The sequence below is a fragment of the Bradyrhizobium sp. HKCCYLRH3061 genome (assembly GCF_051168015.1).
In the GTDB taxonomy this organism is placed as follows: domain Bacteria; phylum Pseudomonadota; class Alphaproteobacteria; order Rhizobiales; family Xanthobacteraceae; genus Bradyrhizobium.
Map to the genome: position 1 here is coordinate 125,263 of NZ_JBNPUE010000002.1, position 17,853 is coordinate 143,115.

Below are 17,853 nucleotides of genomic sequence, written 5' to 3' on the forward strand. Positions count from 1 at the left end.
CCGCCTTAATCTCTGCCCAGTTTGCTTTCCTTGAACCCAATGTCGCCACGCTTCCGAACACCCGCGGTGGAATTCTCGGACGACTGCTCGCCACACCAGTACAGGTCAGCATGAACAGCGCGGATGCGCCCAGAGACGAGGTGAGGCCGGAGGCTGCCGCCGACGCGCTGCGCCAGCATATCGAGGAGATCGCCCGCGATCGCGATCAGGCCTACCGAGCGCTGCAGGAGCGCGAGGCGGAGCTCGCGCGCATTCAGCGCATCGCCCGGGTCGGCGGCGTCGAGGTCGATTTGCGCGAGGGCTACCGCAACCGCCGCTCCCCCGAATACCTGATCATTCACGGCCTGCCGCCGGAGGCCGTCCACGAGACTCACGAAGACTGGGTCAGGCGCGTCCACCCCGACGACCGCGTCAAGGCCGAGCGGGACTTCATCGCCGCGGTGAAGAGCGATCAGGAGGACTACACCACCGAATACCGCATCATCCGTCCCAGCGACGGCGAGATCCGCTGGGTCCGCGTCATCGCCCGCATCGAGCGTGACTGGAACGGCCGTGCGATCCGTCTGGTCGGCGCGCATATCGATGTCACCGACCAGATGCTGGCGCAGGCCAAGCTGCGCGAGAGCGAGGAACGCTTCCGGCTGATCGCCGACAGCGCGCCGGTGCCGATCTGGGTGACGAAGCTCGACCGCACCCGCTCCTTCGTCAATCGCGCCTATATCGATTTCCTCGGCCTGCCCCCTGACGAGGCGCTGGCCTTCGACTGGCGCAAGGTGCTGCATCCCGAGGACCTTCCGCGCATCCTCGCGCAGCAGCAGTCGGGAGAGTGCTCGCTGAAGCCGTTCTTCCTCGAGGCGCGCTACCGGCGCGCCGACGGGGAATGGCGCTGGCTGCGCTCGGAATCGCAGCCGCGCTGGGATGCGAACGGCAAACATGTCGGGTTCATCGGCGTCGCTCACGACGTCACGGCCGCCAAGCAGGCCGAGATCGAGCTGCGCCGCGTCAACGAGACCCTCGAAGAGCGTATCAGGGAGCGCACCGCCCAACTCGAGGCCAATGAAGCGCGCATGCGCGCGATCTTCGACACCAGCAATCAGTATCAGGCCATCCTCGACGTCGAGGGCCGCGTGATGCATGCCAACCGCATCGCGGTCGCCGGCATGCGCGCCGGTGAAGTGAACGTCATCGGCCAGCCGCTCTGGGATGCGCCCTGGTTCACCCATACGCCGGGCGTGACCGAGATGCTGCGCAAGGCGTTCGCCCGCGTTCTCGCCGGCGAAAGCTTCCGGACCGAGATGCGGCTCGACTTCGCCAGCGGCCAGCGACATTTCGAGCTGTCAATGCGGCCGCTGTTCGACCAGCATGACGTGGTCACCGGCGCGGTCGCCGAGGCCGTCGACGTCACCGAGCGCATCCAGGGCGAGGAGCTGCTGCGGCAGTCGCAGAAGATGGAGGCGGTCGGCCAGCTCACCGGCGGCGTCGCCCACGACTTCAACAACCTGCTCACGATCATCCGCTCGGCCACCGACTTCCTGCGCCGCCGCGATCTTCCCGAGGAGCGGCGCCGGCGCTATGTCGACGCGATCTCGGAGACGGTGGAGCGCGCCTCGAAGCTGACCGCGCAGCTCCTGGCCTTCGCCCGGCGGCAACCCTTGACGCCGCAGGTGTTCAATGTCGGCGAGCAGGTCGAGAACGTCGTGCAACTGATCCGTCCTCTCGTCGGCAGCCGCATCCAGATCGACCTCGCGGTCACGGACAGCGGGCTTTTCACGCTCGCCGACGTCGCGCAATTCCAGACCGCGCTGATCAATCTCGCCGTCAATGCGCGCGACGCCATGAACGGTGAAGGTCATCTGCAGATCGGCGTTCAGCGAACCGAGAGCATTCCGGCCTTGCGCGGCCAGGGCCCCCGCCCCGGGGCCTTCATCGCGATCTCGGTCACGGACACCGGCGGCGGCATCGCGCCTCAACATCTCAACGCGATCTTCGAACCGTTCTTCACCACCAAGGAGGTCGGCAAGGGCACGGGTCTCGGCCTCAGCCAGGCGTTCGGCTTCGCCAAGCAGTCCGAAGGCGACATCGCGGTCGACAGCCGCATCGGCCACGGCGCGACCTTCACGATCTATCTGCCACAAGCCACGGCAACGGAATCCGGCACGGAAGCGGGCGCCGCGCGCATCGAGCCGGCGACCATCGGGCGCGGCTACCGCGTGCTCGTGGTCGAGGACAATGACGAGGTGGGGCAGTTCTCGACCGAGCTGCTCGAGGATCTCGGCTATGTGACGCGCCGCGTCGCCAACGGCGCCGATGCGCTGGCGATCCTGGCAAACGATGAGTTCGCCGTCGATCTCGTGTTCTCCGACGTCATCATGCCCGGCATCAACGGCCTCGAGCTTGCCGGCATCATCCGCGACCGCTATCCCGGCCTGCCGGTGGTGCTGACATCCGGCTACAGCCACGTGCTGGCGGAAAATGCCCATCACGGCTTCGAGCTGATCAAGAAGCCCTATTCGGTGGAATCGCTGTCGCGCATCCTGCGCAAGGCGATGGCCGAGAAGGCGCCGCTGCCGCGCTGAGCCGGCATCGGGAACCAACATTGCCGATCGGACGTTCTGTTCCGCAATGAGGTGCCGTGAACCGCGTCCGCGCGTCGCGCCGCACGCGGTCATCCGATGTCATTGCGGACCATTTGATGCGCTCCCTTCGCTCGCGGCTGTCGGCGCTCTGGCTCATGCTGGCAGTTTCCGGCGCGGCGACGGCGTATCTTCTTGTCGAGTCGTTCCAGCAGTCGAACGACGCGCGCGTGGCGCGCGCGCAGGACTTGGTCACGCGCGGCTGCCGCGACATCGCCGACCGCTATCAGTTCTTCGTCTCGGGCTGGCGCGGCGCGCCGGTCGACGACAGCCTGAAGCAGGACCTCATCCCGCTGGTGCAGTCCGCCTTGGCTGCGACGCCCGGCGTCGAAGGCGGCATCTGGCAGACGGAGACCGGGTCGCTGGCCTACGCCTATCCGACCTACGAAGGCACCGGACCCAAGACCGACCTGCCGGCAGCCGAACTCAGCGTGATCAAGCAGATCAACAGCGACGCGCAGCGCAGCGGCCGCCCCTTCACGACAAAGAATGCCGGACGGTCGCAGACCCTGATCGTTCATGCCTGCCCATTGCGCGGTCCGCTCCAGAACGTCACCGCCTGGACCATGACCCGCGCCGCCGCGGCCGAAGGTCCGGCCTACACGCATCTGCTGATTGGGCTGATCGTGCTGGCGGCGACGCTGCTCGGCTCGGCGATCTGGTTGGCCTGGATCCTGGTGTCGTGGTCACGCCGCATCGCCATGATCGAGACGGCGCTGGGCGAGCCGACGGACAATGCCGACCTGCCGCAACTGCCGCACACCGGCGCCCGCGAGCTCGACCGCCTCGTCGACGCCGTCAACGATGCCGGCCATCGCCTCTCGGCGGAGCGCATGCGCGCAACCGCCGCCGAGCGCCTCGCAGCCGTCGGCCGGCTGTCGGCCACGCTCGCCCACGAGATCCGCAATCCGATCGCGGCGATGCGCCTGAAGGCGGAGAACGCGCTCGCCTCTCCCGACCCTGCGCGCAAGGCCGGCGCGCTCGAAGCGATCCTGCAGCAGGTGGCGCGGCTCGACGCGCTGCTGCGCGATCTCCTGGCGATGACCCAGGCGAGCCAGCCGAAGACCCGTCCCGTCGAGCTCGACGACTTCCTGCAGGCCACGATCGAAGCGCACCGCGATGTTGCCGCGCGCCACGGCCAGTCGCTCCGCGCCGTCGCGCCCTCCTCCGCGCGGTGCTGCTTCGATCCCGCGCAGCTGCAGCGCGCGCTCGACAATCTGATCCTCAATGCGATCCAGAACACCCCCGAGGGCGGCGAGATCGTCGTCGCAGCCGAGATCGCCGATGGACGCCTGCTGTTTCGCGTCACCGACAGCGGCCCGGGCATCGCCCCCGGCATCAGGGATCGCCTGTTCGAGCCGTTCGTCAGCACCCGCGCCGACGGCACCGGGCTTGGACTTGCCATCGTGCGCGAGATCGCGCGCGCCCATCATGGCGATGCGCAACTCGCCCCTGTCAGCACCGGCACCAGCTTCGAGATCTCCCTGCCATGGCAACCATCCTGATCGTCGACGACGATGCGGCGCTACGCGACGGGCTGGCGGAGACGCTGACCGATCTCGGCCACGAGGCGATCACGGCGGCCTCCGGCCGCGAAGCGATCGGCATGGTGTCTCCCGCGACCGATGCCGTGCTGCTCGACCTGCGCATGCCGGGGCTCGACGGCATCGAGACCCTGCGCCGCATCCGCGCCGACGGCGATGCGCCTCCGGTGATCGTGCTGACGGCCTATGCCAGCCCTGAGAACACGATCGAGGCGATGCGACTCGGCGCATTCGATCACCTGGTGAAGCCGATCGGCCGCGATGCCCTGCGCGAGCTGATCGCGCGGCTGCCGCCGCGCCGGTCTCAGCAGCAGGACACGGCCTGCGTCGACGACAGCGGGCTGATCGGCACCAGCGAGGCGATGCGCCGGGTGCAGAAGACGATCGGCCGCGCCGCCGATGCCGACGCCACGGTGCTGATCCGGGGCGAGACCGGCACCGGCAAGGAGCTGGTCGCGCGCGCGCTTCATGTCCACAGCCGGCGCAGCGCGTTTCCCTTCATTGCCGTAAACTGCGCCGCGATCCCGCGGGATCTGCTCGAGAGCGAATTGTTCGGCCACCTCAAGGGATCGTTCACCGGCGCCAGCTCCGACCGCGCCGGCGCCTTCCGCGATGCCGGGTCGGGTACCCTCTTCCTCGACGAGATCGGCGACATGCCGCTGCCGATGCAGGCCAAGATCCTCCGCGCCCTGCAGGAGCGCGTCATCACGCCGGTCGGCGGCAAGCCGGTGAAGGTGTCGGCCCGCGTCGTCGCGGCCACGCATCGCGATCTCGCCAGGCTGGTCGCGAGCGGCGCCTTCCGCGAGGATCTGTACTACCGCCTCAACGTGATCCCGATCGAGCTGCCGCCGCTGCGCGAGCGCGCCCAGGACATCGTGCCGCTGGCCAGCCATTTCCTGGCGCTGGCATCGGAGGGACGGCCGCGCCCGCAACTGACCGACGCGGCCATCGACAAGCTCGCTCATGCGCCCTGGCCCGGCAATGTCCGCGAGTTGCGCAACGTGATCGAACGCGCCTGCGTGCTGACGCAAGGAGTCCTGATCGACGCCGACGATCTCGACATCACCGACGCGCCGCATGACGAGGAGACGGAGACTTCGACGGACCTGCCGGCGGCGGTGGCCCGGCTGGAAGAGCGCCTGATCCGCCGCGCGCTGGCGGCGTGCGGCGGCAACCGCACCGAAGCGGCGCGACAGCTCAAGATCAACCGGCAACTGCTCTACACCAAGATGCAGCGCTACGGTCTGGGTGACGAGCAGGCGTCAGGAAATCCGACGCGCGCCGTCGGGAAAGACGACGCCTAGCGCCCTAGCCTTCATGCAACCCATTGATTTGTCGTCGTCCGGCACTTGGCACGGCCGTTGCGAACCATCTTGCGTCACCCCTGCCAAAGGAGTTCCAGGATGACGCGAAAGATGACGCCGATCATGGCCGCGCTGATGCTCGCCGCAGCGGGCTGCGGCATGACTGCGGCCAGCGCCCAGGCACCACTGTCCCCGCCGGATGCGACGTGGGATGCATCGCAGCTTCCGGAGACACGCGGGATCGTCAAGCAATACACGCTGACGCCGCGCGGCGATGTCGACGGACTGATTCTCAACGACGGCACCGAGGTGAAGCTGCCGCCGCATCTGACGGCTCAGGTCGTGTTCACGATCCGGCCGGGCGATGGCGTCTCGATCCGCGGCCTGCGCGCCCGCGCGCTGCCGCTGGTCGACGCGGCCTCGATCACCAACATCGCGACCGGCAAGACCGTCGTGGACGACGGTCCGCCCGACCGCCCCGGCCGGCACGGCGCCGACCAGACGGTCAGCGGACGGATCGCCACGGTGCTGCACGGCAAGCGCGGCGAGGTCAACGGCGCGGTGCTCGATGACGGCACGTCGCTCCGCCTGCCGCCGCCCGAAGCCGAACGGCTGGCCGACTGGCTGCATCCCGGACAGACGATCTCGGTGCGCGGCGACCTGCTCGAGACCGCCCTCGGCAAGCTCGTCGACGTCAAGGCCATCGGCACCTCGCCGGATCAGATGACGGAGATCGACGGTCCGCGCCCGCCACGCGGCCCGAGGGGCGGCCCCGACCGGCTCGGCCCGCCGCCGCCTCCGCCGCGCGGCTGATCTCTTTCCTTTCGATCACGAACGAACGCACCACAGGAGACGAACATGCATTGGATCGATCCCGAAAGCCTGCCGCTCGTGAACGGCGTGCTCGAACGCTTCGTGCTCAATCCGCATGGCGAGGTCGACGGCTTCGTCATGCGGGCAGGCGACAAGGACATCCTCGTCCATACGCCGCCGCATATGGCGGCGGAGCTGACGCACCACATCAAGGCGGGCGATACGGTCGGCGCGCGGGGCGTCAAGCCGCGCGGGGCGCAACTGCTCGCGGCGGTCGCCGTGTCGGCTGAAGATGGCCGGCAGATCATCGACCACGGCCCGGACGAGGAGCGCGAGCACCCCAAGCACGACCATCACCGGATGGACGTCGAAGGCAAGGTGCGGCTGTCGCTGTTCGGCCCCAAGGGCGAGCTGCGCGGCGCGCTGCTGACCGACGGCACCGTCGTGCGCATCGGGCCGAAGGAAGCCAAGGAGATTGCCGAGCTGCTCGCGCCGAAAGCGACGCTGGCGGTTCGTGGCGACGGCATCGACACGCGCTTCGGCCGGGTCATCCACGCCCGCGAGGCGGGCCCGGACCTGAAGAGCCTCAAGCCGCTCAAGCATGGCCCCAAGAAGGGCCCTGAGCATGGTCCCAAGAACGGACCGAAGCACGGACCGAAGCACAAGCATGGGCCCAAGCACGATCACGCGCACGCGTGATCGCCTGCACTGACGCAACGAGGGACCGAGGCCCGAGAGCATGTCACAGGATGAGACTACCACGCGCCGGGCGCGCCGCGCGCTCGACGCCGCCAATTTCTTCCTGGCCGACGTGCGCGATGGCCTCGGGCCCTATCTTGCGATCTATCTCCTGACCGAGCAGAAATGGGACGAGGCCTCGATCGGCGTGGTGATGTCGCTGGCGACGATCGCCGGCATCGCCGCGCAGACGCCGGCCGGCGCGCTGGTCGACGCGACCAGGGCGAAACGGCTGGTCATGATCGTTGCCGCGATCATCGTCACGGCGGCGTCCCTGCTGCTGCCGCTGATGACGAGCTTCTGGCCGGTCGCGATCTCGCAGAGCATCGCCAATGCCGCCGGCGTGATCTTCGCCCCGGCGATTGCGGCTGTGTCGCTCGGGATCGTCGGCGCCAAGGCCTTCACGGCGCGCGTCGGCCGCAACGAGACCTTCAACCATGCCGGCAATGCCGTCGGCGCCGTGATCGCCGGGGCCGCCGCCTATGCGCTCGGACCATCGGCGGTGTTCTACCTGATGGCGGTCACGTCGGCCGGCAGCCTCATCAGCGTGCTCGCCATCCCCGAGCGCGCCATCGACCATGACGTCGCGCGCGGGCTGGCGCATCAGGCGGAGGGCAACCGAGCGGGCCAAGGCGAGCAGCCGTCGGGCCTGGACATTCTCCTGACCTGCCGTCCGCTGCTGATCTTCGCGGTCTGCGTCGCGCTGTTTCACCTCGCCAACGCCGCCATGCTGCCGCTGGTCGGCCAGAAGCTGGCGCTGCAGGACAAGAATCTCGGCACCAGCCTGATGTCGGCCTGCATCGCCGCCGCCCAGCTCGTGATGGTGCCGATGGCGCTCCTGGTCGGCGCCCGCGCCGACCGCTGGGGTCACAAGCGCTTCTTCCTGGCGGCGCTGCTGATCCTGCCGCTGCGCGCGGTGCTCTATACGCTGTCCGACGACAAGGCCTGGCTGGTCGGCGTGCAGTTGCTGGACGGCGTCGGCGCCGGCATCTTCGGCGCGATCCTGCCGGTCATCGTCGCCGACCTGATGCGCGGCACCGGCCGCTTCAACGTCGCCCAGGGCGCGGTCATCACGGCGCAGAGCATTGGCGCGGCGCTGTCGACCGCGCTCGCCGGCCAGGTCGTGGTCCATGGCGGCTACAGCGCCGCATTCCTGGCGCTCGGCGCGGCTGCCGCCCTCGCCGTGATCGTGTGCTGGCTGCTGCTCCCCGAGACCGGTGGAGCAGAGGCCGCCCTCCCGAACGCGGCGCCCTCGCCCGCTATCCCCGCCGAATGATTTGCTCTATCGATCCCCGATCATGTCCCTGCACGATACCTGGCTCGCCTACGCCATCATCATTCCCGCCATCGCCGGCGTCATCATCCGCCCCTTTCGGCTGCCCGAGGCCGTGTGGGCCGCCGCCGGCGCGATCCTGCTGGTCGCGCTCGGCCTGCTGCCACCAGCCGATGCGCTCACCGGCATCCGCAACGGCGTCGACGTCTATCTGTTCCTGATCGGGATGATGCTGATCGCCGAGCTGGCGCGCCGCGAGGGCCTGTTCGACTATCTCGCGGCCTATGCCGTGGAGCATGCGCGCGGCTCGCCGCAGCTGCTGTTCCTGCTGGTCTATGCGGTCGGCACCCTGGTCACGGTGCTGCTTTCCAACGATGCCACGGCGATCGTGCTGACGCCGGCGGTCTATGCCGCGACGCGCGCCGCCGGCGCCTCGCCGCTGCCCTATCTGTACGTCTGCGCCTTCATCGCCAATGCCGCGAGCTTCGTGCTGCCGATCTCCAACCCGGCCAATCTCGTCGTGTTTGGCGAACGCATGCCGCATCTGACCGAATGGCTGCGCCAGTTCACCCTGCCCTCGATGGCCGCGATCGCGCTGACCTACGTCGCGCTGTGGCTGACCCAGCGCCGCGCGTTGCGCGAGGAGACGCTGCGCACCGATGTCGAGAAGCCGCATCTCAGTCGCGAAGGCCGGCTCGCCGCGTTCGGGATCGGCGCCATCGCAGCCGTGCTGCTGACCGCCTCGGCGCTCGACGTTCAACTCGGCCTGCCGACGTTCGTCTGCGGCGTGGTCACCGCGGCCGCGATCCTGCTCATCGGCCGGCAATCGCCATGGCCCGTAATTCGCGGCATCTCATGGGGCGTGCTGCCGCTGGTCGGCGGCCTGTTCGTGATGGTGGAAGGTCTGAGCCGCGCCGGCGCGATCGGCCAGCTCAGCGCCTGGCTGCACCAGGGCGTGACGTCGTCGCCGCACGGCACAGCGTGGGCCGCGGGCCTGATCACCGCGGTCGCCGACAACATCGCCAACAACCTCCCGGTCGGCCTCGTCGCAGGCTCCGTCGCCACCAGCGATCACCTGCCGCATGAGGTCATCCGGGCCATCCTGATCGGGGTCGATCTCGGCCCAAACATCTCGGTCACGGGCTCGCTTGCCACCATCCTGTGGCTGACGGCATTGCGGCGTGAGAAGATCGAGGTGACGGCCTGGCAATTCCTGAAGATCGGACTCGTGGTAACGCCGCCCACGCTGATCGCAGCGCTGGCGGCGGCCATGTGGTAAAGACGACCGGGGCTTAGGCGGCCGCCTCGTAGTTGACCGCGGTCTCAGCGATCTTGGTCAGCGTCTCGTCGGTCTTCCGCTCTTCGTTCAGCGTCTGATCGAGCAGCTTGGCGGCCTTCGGCAGGTTGAGCTTGAGCGCCCAGGCCTTCAGCGTGCCATAGCGCGACATCTCGTAGTGCTCGACCGCCTGCGCTGCAGCAAGAAGGCCGGCGTCGAGCGCCTGCGTCCCCTTGTACTCGTCCATGATCTCCTTGCCCTCGTCGATGATGCCCTCGATCGCATCGCACTTCTTGCCGCGGGCGGGCTTGCCGATCAGCTCGAAAATCTGCTCGAGCCGCTCGATCTGGCCTTCGGTCTCCTCCTGGTGCTTCTCGAACGCCGCCGCCAGCTTCTCCGACTGCGCCGCCTTGGCCATTTTCGGCAGCGTCTTCAGGATCTGCTTCTCGGCGTAGTAGATGTCCTTGAGGGTATCGAGGAAGAGCTCGTTGAGGTCTTTGTCGGCAGGCATGGTGTGCTCCCTGAATTGTGTGAGCCGACAACCGGGAAGCCACACCCTGGTTCCTGCCGCGGACTACCGCTCGACGAAAATCCTGTCCGGAGCGGTGCCGATCGGGCGCGAGCCCCTTGTAACAAAACTGTCACCCGGCAAAACTAAAGCTCTTCCCTGCGGCGAGACGCCGCGATTCCGCCGATTGCTTTTCAGGAGTTTTCAATGCGCCGCCCGCTCGTGCTGCTGTGCGCCGGACTGACCCTGCTGTCGTCCAGTGCCGCTTTTGCGCAGAACGCCAAGCCCCATAACCTGATCCTGTTCATTCCCGACGGCCTGCGCGCGCTGAAGGTGACGCCGGAGACGGCGCCGGCCATGGCCGCCGTTCGCGACAAGGGCGTCAACTTCAAGAATTCGCACTCGCTGTTTCCGACCTTCACCATGGCCAATGGCTCGGCCATGGCGACCGGCCATTATCTCGGCGACACCGGCACGTTCTCGAATACGATCTTCACCGGCTACACCTCCGCACCAGCGGGCGACACCGTCGTACCCTTCATCGAGAACGACGCCGTGCTCGGCGACATCGACGAGCATTTCAACGGTGACTACCTCAACGAGGACACGATCCTGAAGCTCGCGCGCAAGGCCGGCTATTCGACCGCCGCGATCGGCAAGCTCGGCCCGACCTATCTGTTCGACCACACCGGCTGCCCTTGCAAGCCCGGCGCCACCTCCTCGATCGTAATCGACGACTCCACCGGCAACAAGAATGGCGTGCCGCTGACCGACGAGGTCAAGGACGCCCTGACCAAGGCCGGCCTGGCGCTGGCAACGCCGTCGCGCGGCGATAACGGCAAGGCGGGCGACGCCAAGACGCCGGGCACGACCTCGGCCAACGTCGCGCAACAGGCCTACATGGTCGACGTCGCCACCAAGGCGGTGCTGCCGATGTTCAAGGCGCGCAACAAGCCGTTCGTGCTGGTGTTCTGGTCGCGCGACCCGGACGGCAGCCAGCACAATCACGGCGACAGCTTGAACACCATCACGCCGGGCATCAATGGCCCGACCTCGATGGCCGGCATCAAGAACGCCGACGACAATCTGGCAGCGCTGCGCAAGGCGCTCGATGATCTCGGCCTGGCGGCCTCGACCAACATCATGGTCCAGGCTGACCACGGCTTCTCGACCATCTCCAAGGAGAGCAAAACGAGTCCCTCCGCCAAGGTCAGCTATGACGACACGCCGAAGGAGTTCCTGCCAATGGGCTTCCTGGCGCTCGACCTCGCCAAGGCGCTCGACCTGCCGCTGTTCGACCCGAACGACAAGAACGCGGCGGTGCCCGAAGGCAAGCACCCCAAGGCCGGCAATGGCGTGCTCGGCAAGGACCCGGCCAAGCCCGATCTCGTCGTCGCCACCAACGGCGGCTCCGACTTGATCTATTTGCCCAACAACGACAGGAAGCTCGCCCGCCGCACCGTCAAGGCGCTGCTGGCGCAGGACTACGTCTCCGGCATCTTCGTCGACGACAAGCTCGGCGAGATTCCGGGCACCTTGCCGCTGTCGCAGATCAACCTGCAGGGCAAGGCGGTGACGCCGCATCCGGCGATCGTGGTCAACTTCCGCACCTATGTCGCGCCGGGTTGCGACCAGCCGTCCAACTGCCAGGTCGAGGTCGCCGACACCGTGCTGCGCCAGGGCCAGGGCATGCACGGCTCGTTCGGCCGCGGCGATACCTACAACTTCATGGCGGCCATCGGACCCGACTTCAAGGCGGGCTTCGTCGATCCGCTGCCGGTCAGCAACGCCGATGTCGGTGCCACCGCCGCCAGGCTGCTCGACCTCAAGGTCGCGCCGAAGGGCAGACTGATCGGCCGCGTCATGACCGAGGCGATGCCGAACGGCGCGACGCCCAAGGCTGTGTCGGACGTCGTCAAATCGGACCCGGGAGCCGGCGGCCTGCGCACCGTGCTGAAGCTGCAGCGCGTCGGCACCCAGCGCTATTTCGACGTCGCCGGCTTCCCCGGCCGCACCGTGGGGCTGGATGACGAGGCGCCGAAGCAGAAGGCCGCGGCGAAGTAGTCAGTCGATCGCCAGTACTTCCATGCGATCACCGGAGTGCCCCGCGAAAGCGGGACACTCCTGTTTCGATCAAACGCGATGCCTTAGCCCGGGTGAGCGCAGCGATACACGGGGACACTTTTCCCGCATGTCGCTTCGCTCATGCGGGCTACGGCTATCTCCTCGCCGACGGAGTGTGGTCCACTTACTCACCGCGCGACGTCCAGCGTCACCCGAACCTCGACGGTCTTGCCGCCGCGGAGCACGCGCAGCACCACCCGGTCGCCCGGGTTCTTGTTCTCCAGCGCCCGCGTCATGTCCTGGGGCGACTCCACCGCCTGCCCGTCGACCGCCAGCACGACATCGCCGAGCGCGAAGCCGCCGTCTCGCGTCAGCCTCGCCGGAACGAGCCCCGCCTTCTCGGCCGCCGAATCCTGCTCGACATCGAGCACGAACACGCCGGACAGGCCGAGCCGCGCCGACAGCGCCTCGTTGGCCTTTGGATCGGTGCGGATGCCAAGGCTCGGGGTGACATAGCGGCCGCTCGCGATCAGGCGCGGCACGACCCGGTTGACCCTGTCGACGGGCACGGCGAAGCCGATACCGGCAGAGGCGCCCGAGGGGCTGTAGATCGCGGTGTTGACGCCGATCAGCCGTCCCGCGCTGTCGAGCAGCGGGCCGCCGGAATTGCCCGGATTGATCGCGGCATCGGTCTGGATCAGTCCGTTCAGGGTGCGGTCCTGCGTGACCTGAAGGTTGCGGTTGAGCGCCGAGACGATGCCGGTGGTCAGCGTGCTGCTGAGACCGAACGGATTGCCGATCGCGAACACCTTCTGCCCGACCTTGAGGTCGGCGCTGGTGCCGAGCGGCAGCGGCTTCGGCCGGTCGACGCCGACGCCGATCACGAGCACCGCCAGATCGTTCTCCGGACTGGCGCCGACCAGCGCGGCGCGGAACGAGCGTCCGTCGGTCAGGCTGACCAGCGCCTCGGTGGCGCCTTCGATGACGTGATAGTTGGTGACGACGTGGCCGAGGTCGTCCCACACGACGCCCGAGCCGGTGCCGGAGCGCTCCTGCTGCGAATTGCCGGTCCACGGGTTGACCGATTGTTGAACGGTCGTGATGAAGACGACCGAGCCGCTGCGGCTCTCGAACAGCGCGATCGTGCTCTTCTCGTCGGCGGCGAGATCGCCGCGCGGCGTGATCTCGCGGGGCTTGGCGCGCATCCCGAGCAGCTCGGCCTGGATCAGCGGAAAGGTCTGCCAGGCCATCATGAGCAGCAGCGCCGTCGCCGCCACCGCGAACAGACGCGCGGCGAAGCTCCATCGGCTCATCTCGACATTCTCCGTGTTCGGTCGCATCACCGCCGATTGATTCACCGGCCGGGCGGCGCCATCAAGAGCCGTGATGCGATCGCCGCCGGTCAGAAAGACCGGTCAAAACGAAAAGAGCGCGATGAGATCATCGCGCTCGTCGAACTCATGCGGCTGGATGAACGCGACGCGCCTACATCCCGATGTCGATCATCGAGGGCAGTTGCGCCAGCGGCAGCACGGTGACGCCGACCAGGGTCGCGACCATCGCCATCAGCGCGCGGTTGCCCTGGCGCTTGCCGCGCATCTGCTTGGCGACCCATTCCAGCGCATCGGTGCGGATGCCCCGCGCATTGATCGGAGCCCAGCTCTCGATCGCGGTCTCCGGCGACAGCGCCACGCTGCGCGGCGGCACCGGCAGGCCGGAGGCGGCCGCGGTGTGATGCGCCACCGCCTTGGCGAGCAGATCCTCGAAACGGCCGTCGTCCTTGCGCTCGGTTGCGGCGGCATCGATCGCGAACAGCGCCTCGGCCTCGGCGCGGCTGACCGGCGCGTCGTTGATCGCGGCGGCGCTCAGAATGCGCGCGCACCAGGCCGCGTCATCGGCATCGAGCACGCGGGAGAAATGCACGCGTCCCGCGGTGGTCGGCCCCTCGCCGGTGATCACGCCGTCGCGCACGATGCCGAGCGCGAGAGCAGCGGTCTCACAGGAGGACGGTTCGAGACCATCGATGCCGATGGTTTTTGGTGCAGAGGTAGCCATGTTATCTTCTCAGTTGCTGTGTTGACCCACCTTGTCGGCGCCCGTCTGAACGAGTGGTTAACGGTTCGAAACGGTGCTGTGGGTTTTTGTATCGGTTGCCGATTTGCCGCAGTGACCTCGATCACGGTTCAAAGCCGTGGGGCGTCCGGGGGCGGCGTGTTGCGACCAGCAGATGGCGAAATCTGGGCAAGCGGTCGTCTGACGGATGTTTCGCAGCAGCCCGGGAACTCAAAAGAAGTTGTTGGCCTCGTGAGCTTTGGGGCAATTATCTTCTCTTTTCCGTCAGCCGGTTCCCTTTCGCGGCGGTATTTCCTATACTGTTTGGAAGATTTATTCCCACCACGTGCAATGAATTGAGGACTGCCATGGCTCTCCAGATCGGCTCCACTGCCCCCGACTTCGAGGCAGACACCACCGAAGGCAAGATCAAATTCCACGACTGGATCGGCGACAGCTGGGCGCTCCTGTTCTCGCATCCGAAGGATTTCACCCCGGTGTGCACCACCGAGCTCGGCGCGCTGGCGCGGCTGAAGCCGGAGTTCGACAAGCGCGGCGTCAAGCTGATGGGCCTGTCGGTCGACCCGGTCGACAACCACGCCAAATGGTCGGAGGACATCCGCGAGACGCAAGGCGCGGCGCCGAACTATCCGATGATCGGCGACACCGACTACAACGTCTCGAAGCTCTACGACATGCTGCCGGCGGCGATCTCCGGGGACCCATCCAAGCGCAGCGCGGCCGACAACCAGACCGTCCGCAACGTCTTCATCATCGGCCCGGACAAGAAGATCAAGCTGATCCTGGTCTACCCGATGACCACCGGACGCAACTTCCAGGAAATTCTCCGCGTCATCGATTCGCTGCAGCTCACCTCGAAGCACCGCGTCGCCACCCCCGCCGACTGGAAGCAGGGCGAGGACGTCATCATCGCCGGCTCGGTGTCCGACGACGAGGCCAAGACGATCTATCCGAACGGCTGGAAGGCGCCGAAGCCCTATCTGCGCGTGGTGCCGCAGCCGAAGTGAGGTCGGCAACCGACGTTTGACGACGTCATCCCGGGACGCCTCGCAGAGGCGGCCCCGGGATCTCGGTCGACTGGAATTGCACTCCGAGCGCTTCGGTCCGATGCCGCTTCAGCCCCGCGGCGTCGCCCAGTCGGCGATCAGTAACCCCACCGTCGCCGACACCGCAGTGACGAACACGCCCCAGCTGATGTCGACCGCCACCACCGTCCAGGTCCACTGCTTGAGCATCGCCAGCGACGTCAGCTCGAAGGTCGCGTAGCAGAACAGCCCGAACAGCGCGCCATAGAGCAAGGTCGAGCGCCAGGTCGCATCAGGCGTCCCACTGACGAAGATCAGCACGCCCGCGACATAGAGCAGATAGAACAGCACCGCCGGCACGGGACGGATCTCGCCCAGCATCTCGCCGACCTGCGACTGGAAGAAGCCCTTGGCGACGATGCTCAGGAACGGGATGTCGAAGCCGAGCAGCACGGCCAGGGTTGCAAAATACAGGACGGCGTAGCGGCTCAAGGACGGCTCCTCCTTCACGTTTCACGCACTGCCGTCGGCGCGGGATCGGCCGGTGCCGTCAGCCGCGACGCTTGGTCTTGGGCTTCTTTCCACCAGGCGCCTTCGACCGTGGGCTATGAGACGGAAACGCCGGTCCGCCACGGCTGGACTTGTCGCCGTGCTTCTTTTTCTTCGTGAACGCCTGGGCATGGCCGGACTTCGACGGCGGAGCGTCGTGATGCGCCCTGCTCCGCGGCGGAGTTTCCTTGTCCCGGCGAGGCTGATCGCGATGCAGCGGATGGTAGGCGCTTTCCTCTGCCTGGCGCCGTGGCTCGGCCTCGCGCCGCGCCGCCCGCTTCTCCGGACGCGGTTTGTCGGCGGCCCCCTGCCCCGACGGCGCAGCCGCCAGCGGCTCGATGCGGATCGTATCCTCCTTGTCGGGACGGCGGATGTTGGCGGCGAAGGCGTCCGCGACCCGCGCGGCGATCTCGAACTCCGTCGTGGTATCCGAGATCTTGATGGTGCCGATGTCGTTCTTGTCGATGCCGCCGCGCCGGCAGATCATCGGCAGCAGCCAGCGTGCCTCCGCGTTCTTCCTGCGCCCGATCGCCGCCCGGAACCAGACGCTCGGCTCGCCCATGCCGTGGCGCGCCGACGGCTTTCCCGACTTGGTCCGCTGCACCGGCGGGCGATCGTCGCCGCGCACCGGCCGAGCGGCATCGCGACCGCGATCATGGCGTGACCGGCCGCGGTCCTCGCCGGGATCCAGAATGTCCTCCGGCGACGGCAGCCGCGCGCGATAGAGCCGCGCCAATGCGGCGGCGATGTCCTCGGCCGACCGCTCCGCCAGCAGCGCTTGCGCGAGCGCCAGATCCTCCGCCGTCGTCTCCTCGGTGAACACCTGGTCGTGCAGCATGCGCTCCTGATCGAGCTTGCGGATCTCATCAGCTTGCGGCGCCGCGCCCCACGCGGCCTCGATGCCGGCGAGGTTCAGCAGCGTTTCCGCCCGCCGCCGCCGCGCCGGCGGCACCAGCAGCACGCTGACGCCCTTGCGGCCGGCGCGGCCGGTGCGACCCGAGCGATGCTGCATCACCTCGGGATCGTTCGGCAGCTCGGCATGGATGACGAGATCGAGATTGGCGAGATCGATGCCGCGCGCCGCGACGTCGGTCGCCACGCACACCCGCGAGCGGCCGTCGCGAAGCGACTGCAGCGCCATCGTGCGCTCGTTCTGCGTCAGCTCACCCGACAGCGCGACGACGGAAAAGCCGCGCTCCAGCAGCGCCGCCTGCAGATGCCGCACCGCCTCGCGCGTGTTGCAGAACACGATTGCGCTCGGCGACTCGTAGAAGCGCAGCACGTTGACGACCGCATGCTCGACATCGTCGGCGGCGATGCGGATGGCGCGGTACTCGATGTCGGCATGCCCGCCTTCATCGCCCTCGACCTCGATCCGGAACGCGTCGTCCTGATACTGCTTCGCCAGCGCCACGATGCCGCGCGGAAAGGTCGCCGAGAACAGCAGGGTCCGGCGCGTCTCCGGCGTGGTCTCGAGAATGAATTCCATGTCCTCGCGAAAGCCGAGATTGAGCATCTCGTCGGCCTCGTCGAGCACCACGGCCTTCAATTCCGAGATATCGAGCCGCCCGCGCCGCAGATGATCGCAGAGACGCCCGGGCGTACCGACCACGATATGGGCGCCCGCCTCGAGCTCGCGCTGCTCGCGGCGCGGATCCATGCCGCCGACGCAGGAGACAACGCGCGCGCCAGCGTGCTGATAGAGCCAGCCGAGCTCGCGCTGGACCTGCAGCGCCAGCTCGCGCGTCGGCGCCACGATCAGCGCCAGCGGCGCGGCCGCCGGCGCGAACCGTTCGGCGTCACCCAACAGATTCGCTGCCATCGCCAGCCCATAGGCGACGGTCTTGCCCGACCCCGTTTGGGCCGACACCAGGAGGTCGCGATCGACGGCGTCGTCCGCGAGCACCGCGAGCTGGACGGGCGTGGGAGTCTCATAGTTGCGCTCGGCCAGGGCGCGGGCGAGCGGCGGATGGGTCGCGGGAAAGGGCAATTGACGGAAAACCTCGTTTGATTCCGATGGCTTTACGCCATGCGGAGCGAAATCGCCATGCCC

Annotated in this window: 14 protein-coding genes; 9 read left to right on the forward strand and 5 right to left on the reverse strand. The window is 67.7% G+C overall.

Annotation, left to right across the window (positions count from 1 at the left end):
- The first annotated feature begins 110 nt into the window (after positions 1-110).
- From ACQR2C_RS04500 to ACQR2C_RS04530, 7 genes are all read left to right on the forward strand, one after another.
- Positions 111-2,576, forward strand: a complete 2,466-nt coding sequence (locus tag ACQR2C_RS04500) for a PAS domain-containing protein (RefSeq protein WP_434880572.1) — start codon at positions 111-113, stop codon at positions 2,574-2,576.
- Between the two features lie 116 nt (positions 2,577-2,692).
- Positions 2,693-4,138 carry a sensor histidine kinase gene (locus ACQR2C_RS04505; protein WP_434880573.1) on the forward strand — a complete coding sequence of 482 codons (1,446 nt, stop codon included), beginning with the start codon at positions 2,693-2,695 and terminating at the stop codon, positions 4,136-4,138.
- A complete protein-coding gene (locus ACQR2C_RS04510; RefSeq protein ID WP_434880574.1) occupies positions 4,123-5,481 on the forward strand; it encodes a sigma-54-dependent transcriptional regulator in 1,359 nt (452 codons plus the stop codon). Before ACQR2C_RS04505 ends, ACQR2C_RS04510 begins: the two co-directional genes overlap by 16 nt.
- A 111-nt stretch (positions 5,482-5,592) precedes the next feature.
- Positions 5,593-6,294 (forward strand): hypothetical protein, encoded by a 702-nt coding sequence (locus ACQR2C_RS04515; RefSeq protein ID WP_316182202.1) that lies wholly within the window; start codon positions 5,593-5,595, stop codon positions 6,292-6,294.
- A 45-nt stretch (positions 6,295-6,339) separates the two neighbouring features.
- Positions 6,340-6,993 (forward strand): hypothetical protein, encoded by a 654-nt coding sequence (locus ACQR2C_RS04520; protein ID WP_434880575.1) that lies wholly within the window; start codon positions 6,340-6,342, stop codon positions 6,991-6,993.
- Positions 6,994-7,033: 40 nt separating this feature from the next.
- Positions 7,034-8,308, forward strand: coding sequence for an MFS transporter (locus ACQR2C_RS04525; protein ID WP_434880576.1), 1,275 nt, complete (start codon positions 7,034-7,036; stop codon positions 8,306-8,308).
- 22 nt (positions 8,309-8,330) lie between these two features.
- Positions 8,331-9,584 carry an arsenic transporter gene (locus tag ACQR2C_RS04530; RefSeq protein ID WP_434880577.1) on the forward strand — a complete coding sequence of 418 codons (1,254 nt, stop codon included), beginning with the start codon at positions 8,331-8,333 and terminating at the stop codon, positions 9,582-9,584.
- Positions 9,585-9,597: 13 nt separating this feature from the next.
- On the opposite strand, the gene ACQR2C_RS04535 is transcribed toward ACQR2C_RS04530, so the two are convergent.
- Positions 9,598-10,092, reverse strand: coding sequence for a ferritin-like domain-containing protein (locus tag ACQR2C_RS04535; RefSeq protein WP_315776574.1), 495 nt, complete (start codon positions 10,090-10,092; stop codon positions 9,598-9,600).
- 204 nt (positions 10,093-10,296) lie between these two features.
- Here ACQR2C_RS04535 and ACQR2C_RS04540 point away from each other — a divergent pair, with 204 nt between their 5' ends.
- Positions 10,297-12,153: an alkaline phosphatase family protein gene (locus ACQR2C_RS04540; RefSeq protein ID WP_434880578.1), complete on the forward strand. Its 1,857-nt coding sequence runs from the start codon at positions 10,297-10,299 to the stop codon at positions 12,151-12,153.
- A 188-nt stretch (positions 12,154-12,341) separates the two neighbouring features.
- On the opposite strand, the gene ACQR2C_RS04545 is transcribed toward ACQR2C_RS04540, so the two are convergent.
- Together ACQR2C_RS04545 and ACQR2C_RS04550 are read right to left on the reverse strand one after the other, a co-directional pair.
- Positions 12,342-13,466 (reverse strand): S1C family serine protease, encoded by a 1,125-nt coding sequence (locus ACQR2C_RS04545; RefSeq protein WP_434880579.1) that lies wholly within the window; start codon positions 13,464-13,466, stop codon positions 12,342-12,344.
- Between the two features lie 172 nt (positions 13,467-13,638).
- A complete protein-coding gene (locus tag ACQR2C_RS04550) occupies positions 13,639-14,208 on the reverse strand; it encodes a hypothetical protein (RefSeq protein WP_315804904.1) in 570 nt (189 codons plus the stop codon).
- Positions 14,209-14,573: 365 nt separating this feature from the next.
- Between ACQR2C_RS04550 and ACQR2C_RS04555 the strand changes: the two genes are divergently transcribed.
- Positions 14,574-15,233, forward strand: coding sequence for a peroxiredoxin (locus ACQR2C_RS04555; protein ID WP_315804903.1), 660 nt, complete (start codon positions 14,574-14,576; stop codon positions 15,231-15,233).
- Between the two features lie 108 nt (positions 15,234-15,341).
- Here the strand turns inward: ACQR2C_RS04555 and ACQR2C_RS04560 are convergent, their stop codons facing one another.
- Entirely contained in the window at positions 15,342-15,743 is a 402-nt protein-coding gene (locus ACQR2C_RS04560) for a DUF2177 family protein (RefSeq protein ID WP_434880580.1), read from the reverse strand.
- A gap of 58 nt (positions 15,744-15,801) precedes the next feature.
- A complete protein-coding gene (locus tag ACQR2C_RS04565) occupies positions 15,802-17,790 on the reverse strand; it encodes a DEAD/DEAH box helicase (RefSeq protein WP_434880581.1) in 1,989 nt (662 codons plus the stop codon).
- Positions 17,791-17,853: the final 63 nt, after the last annotated feature.

Excerpts from the sequence above, each read along its gene's own strand:
- ACQR2C_RS04500 (WP_434880572.1), top strand. The coding sequence starts at position 111 with ATGAACAGCGCGGATGCGCCCAGAGACGAGGTGAGGCCGGAGGCTGCC.
- ACQR2C_RS04505 (WP_434880573.1), top strand. The coding sequence starts at position 2,693 with ATGCGCTCCCTTCGCTCGCGGCTGTCGGCGCTCTGGCTCATGCTGGCA.
- ACQR2C_RS04510 (WP_434880574.1), top strand. The coding sequence starts at position 4,123 with ATGGCAACCATCCTGATCGTCGACGACGATGCGGCGCTACGCGACGGG.
- ACQR2C_RS04515 (WP_316182202.1), top strand. The coding sequence starts at position 5,593 with ATGACGCCGATCATGGCCGCGCTGATGCTCGCCGCAGCGGGCTGCGGC.
- ACQR2C_RS04520 (WP_434880575.1), top strand. The coding sequence starts at position 6,340 with ATGCATTGGATCGATCCCGAAAGCCTGCCGCTCGTGAACGGCGTGCTC.
- ACQR2C_RS04525 (WP_434880576.1), top strand. The coding sequence starts at position 7,034 with ATGTCACAGGATGAGACTACCACGCGCCGGGCGCGCCGCGCGCTCGAC.
- ACQR2C_RS04530 (WP_434880577.1), top strand. The coding sequence starts at position 8,331 with ATGTCCCTGCACGATACCTGGCTCGCCTACGCCATCATCATTCCCGCC.
- ACQR2C_RS04535 (WP_315776574.1), bottom strand. The coding sequence starts at position 10,092 with ATGCCTGCCGACAAAGACCTCAACGAGCTCTTCCTCGATACCCTCAAG.
- ACQR2C_RS04540 (WP_434880578.1), top strand. The coding sequence starts at position 10,297 with ATGCGCCGCCCGCTCGTGCTGCTGTGCGCCGGACTGACCCTGCTGTCG.
- ACQR2C_RS04545 (WP_434880579.1), bottom strand. The coding sequence starts at position 13,466 with ATGAGCCGATGGAGCTTCGCCGCGCGTCTGTTCGCGGTGGCGGCGACG.
- ACQR2C_RS04550 (WP_315804904.1), bottom strand. The coding sequence starts at position 14,208 with ATGGCTACCTCTGCACCAAAAACCATCGGCATCGATGGTCTCGAACCG.
- ACQR2C_RS04555 (WP_315804903.1), top strand. The coding sequence starts at position 14,574 with ATGGCTCTCCAGATCGGCTCCACTGCCCCCGACTTCGAGGCAGACACC.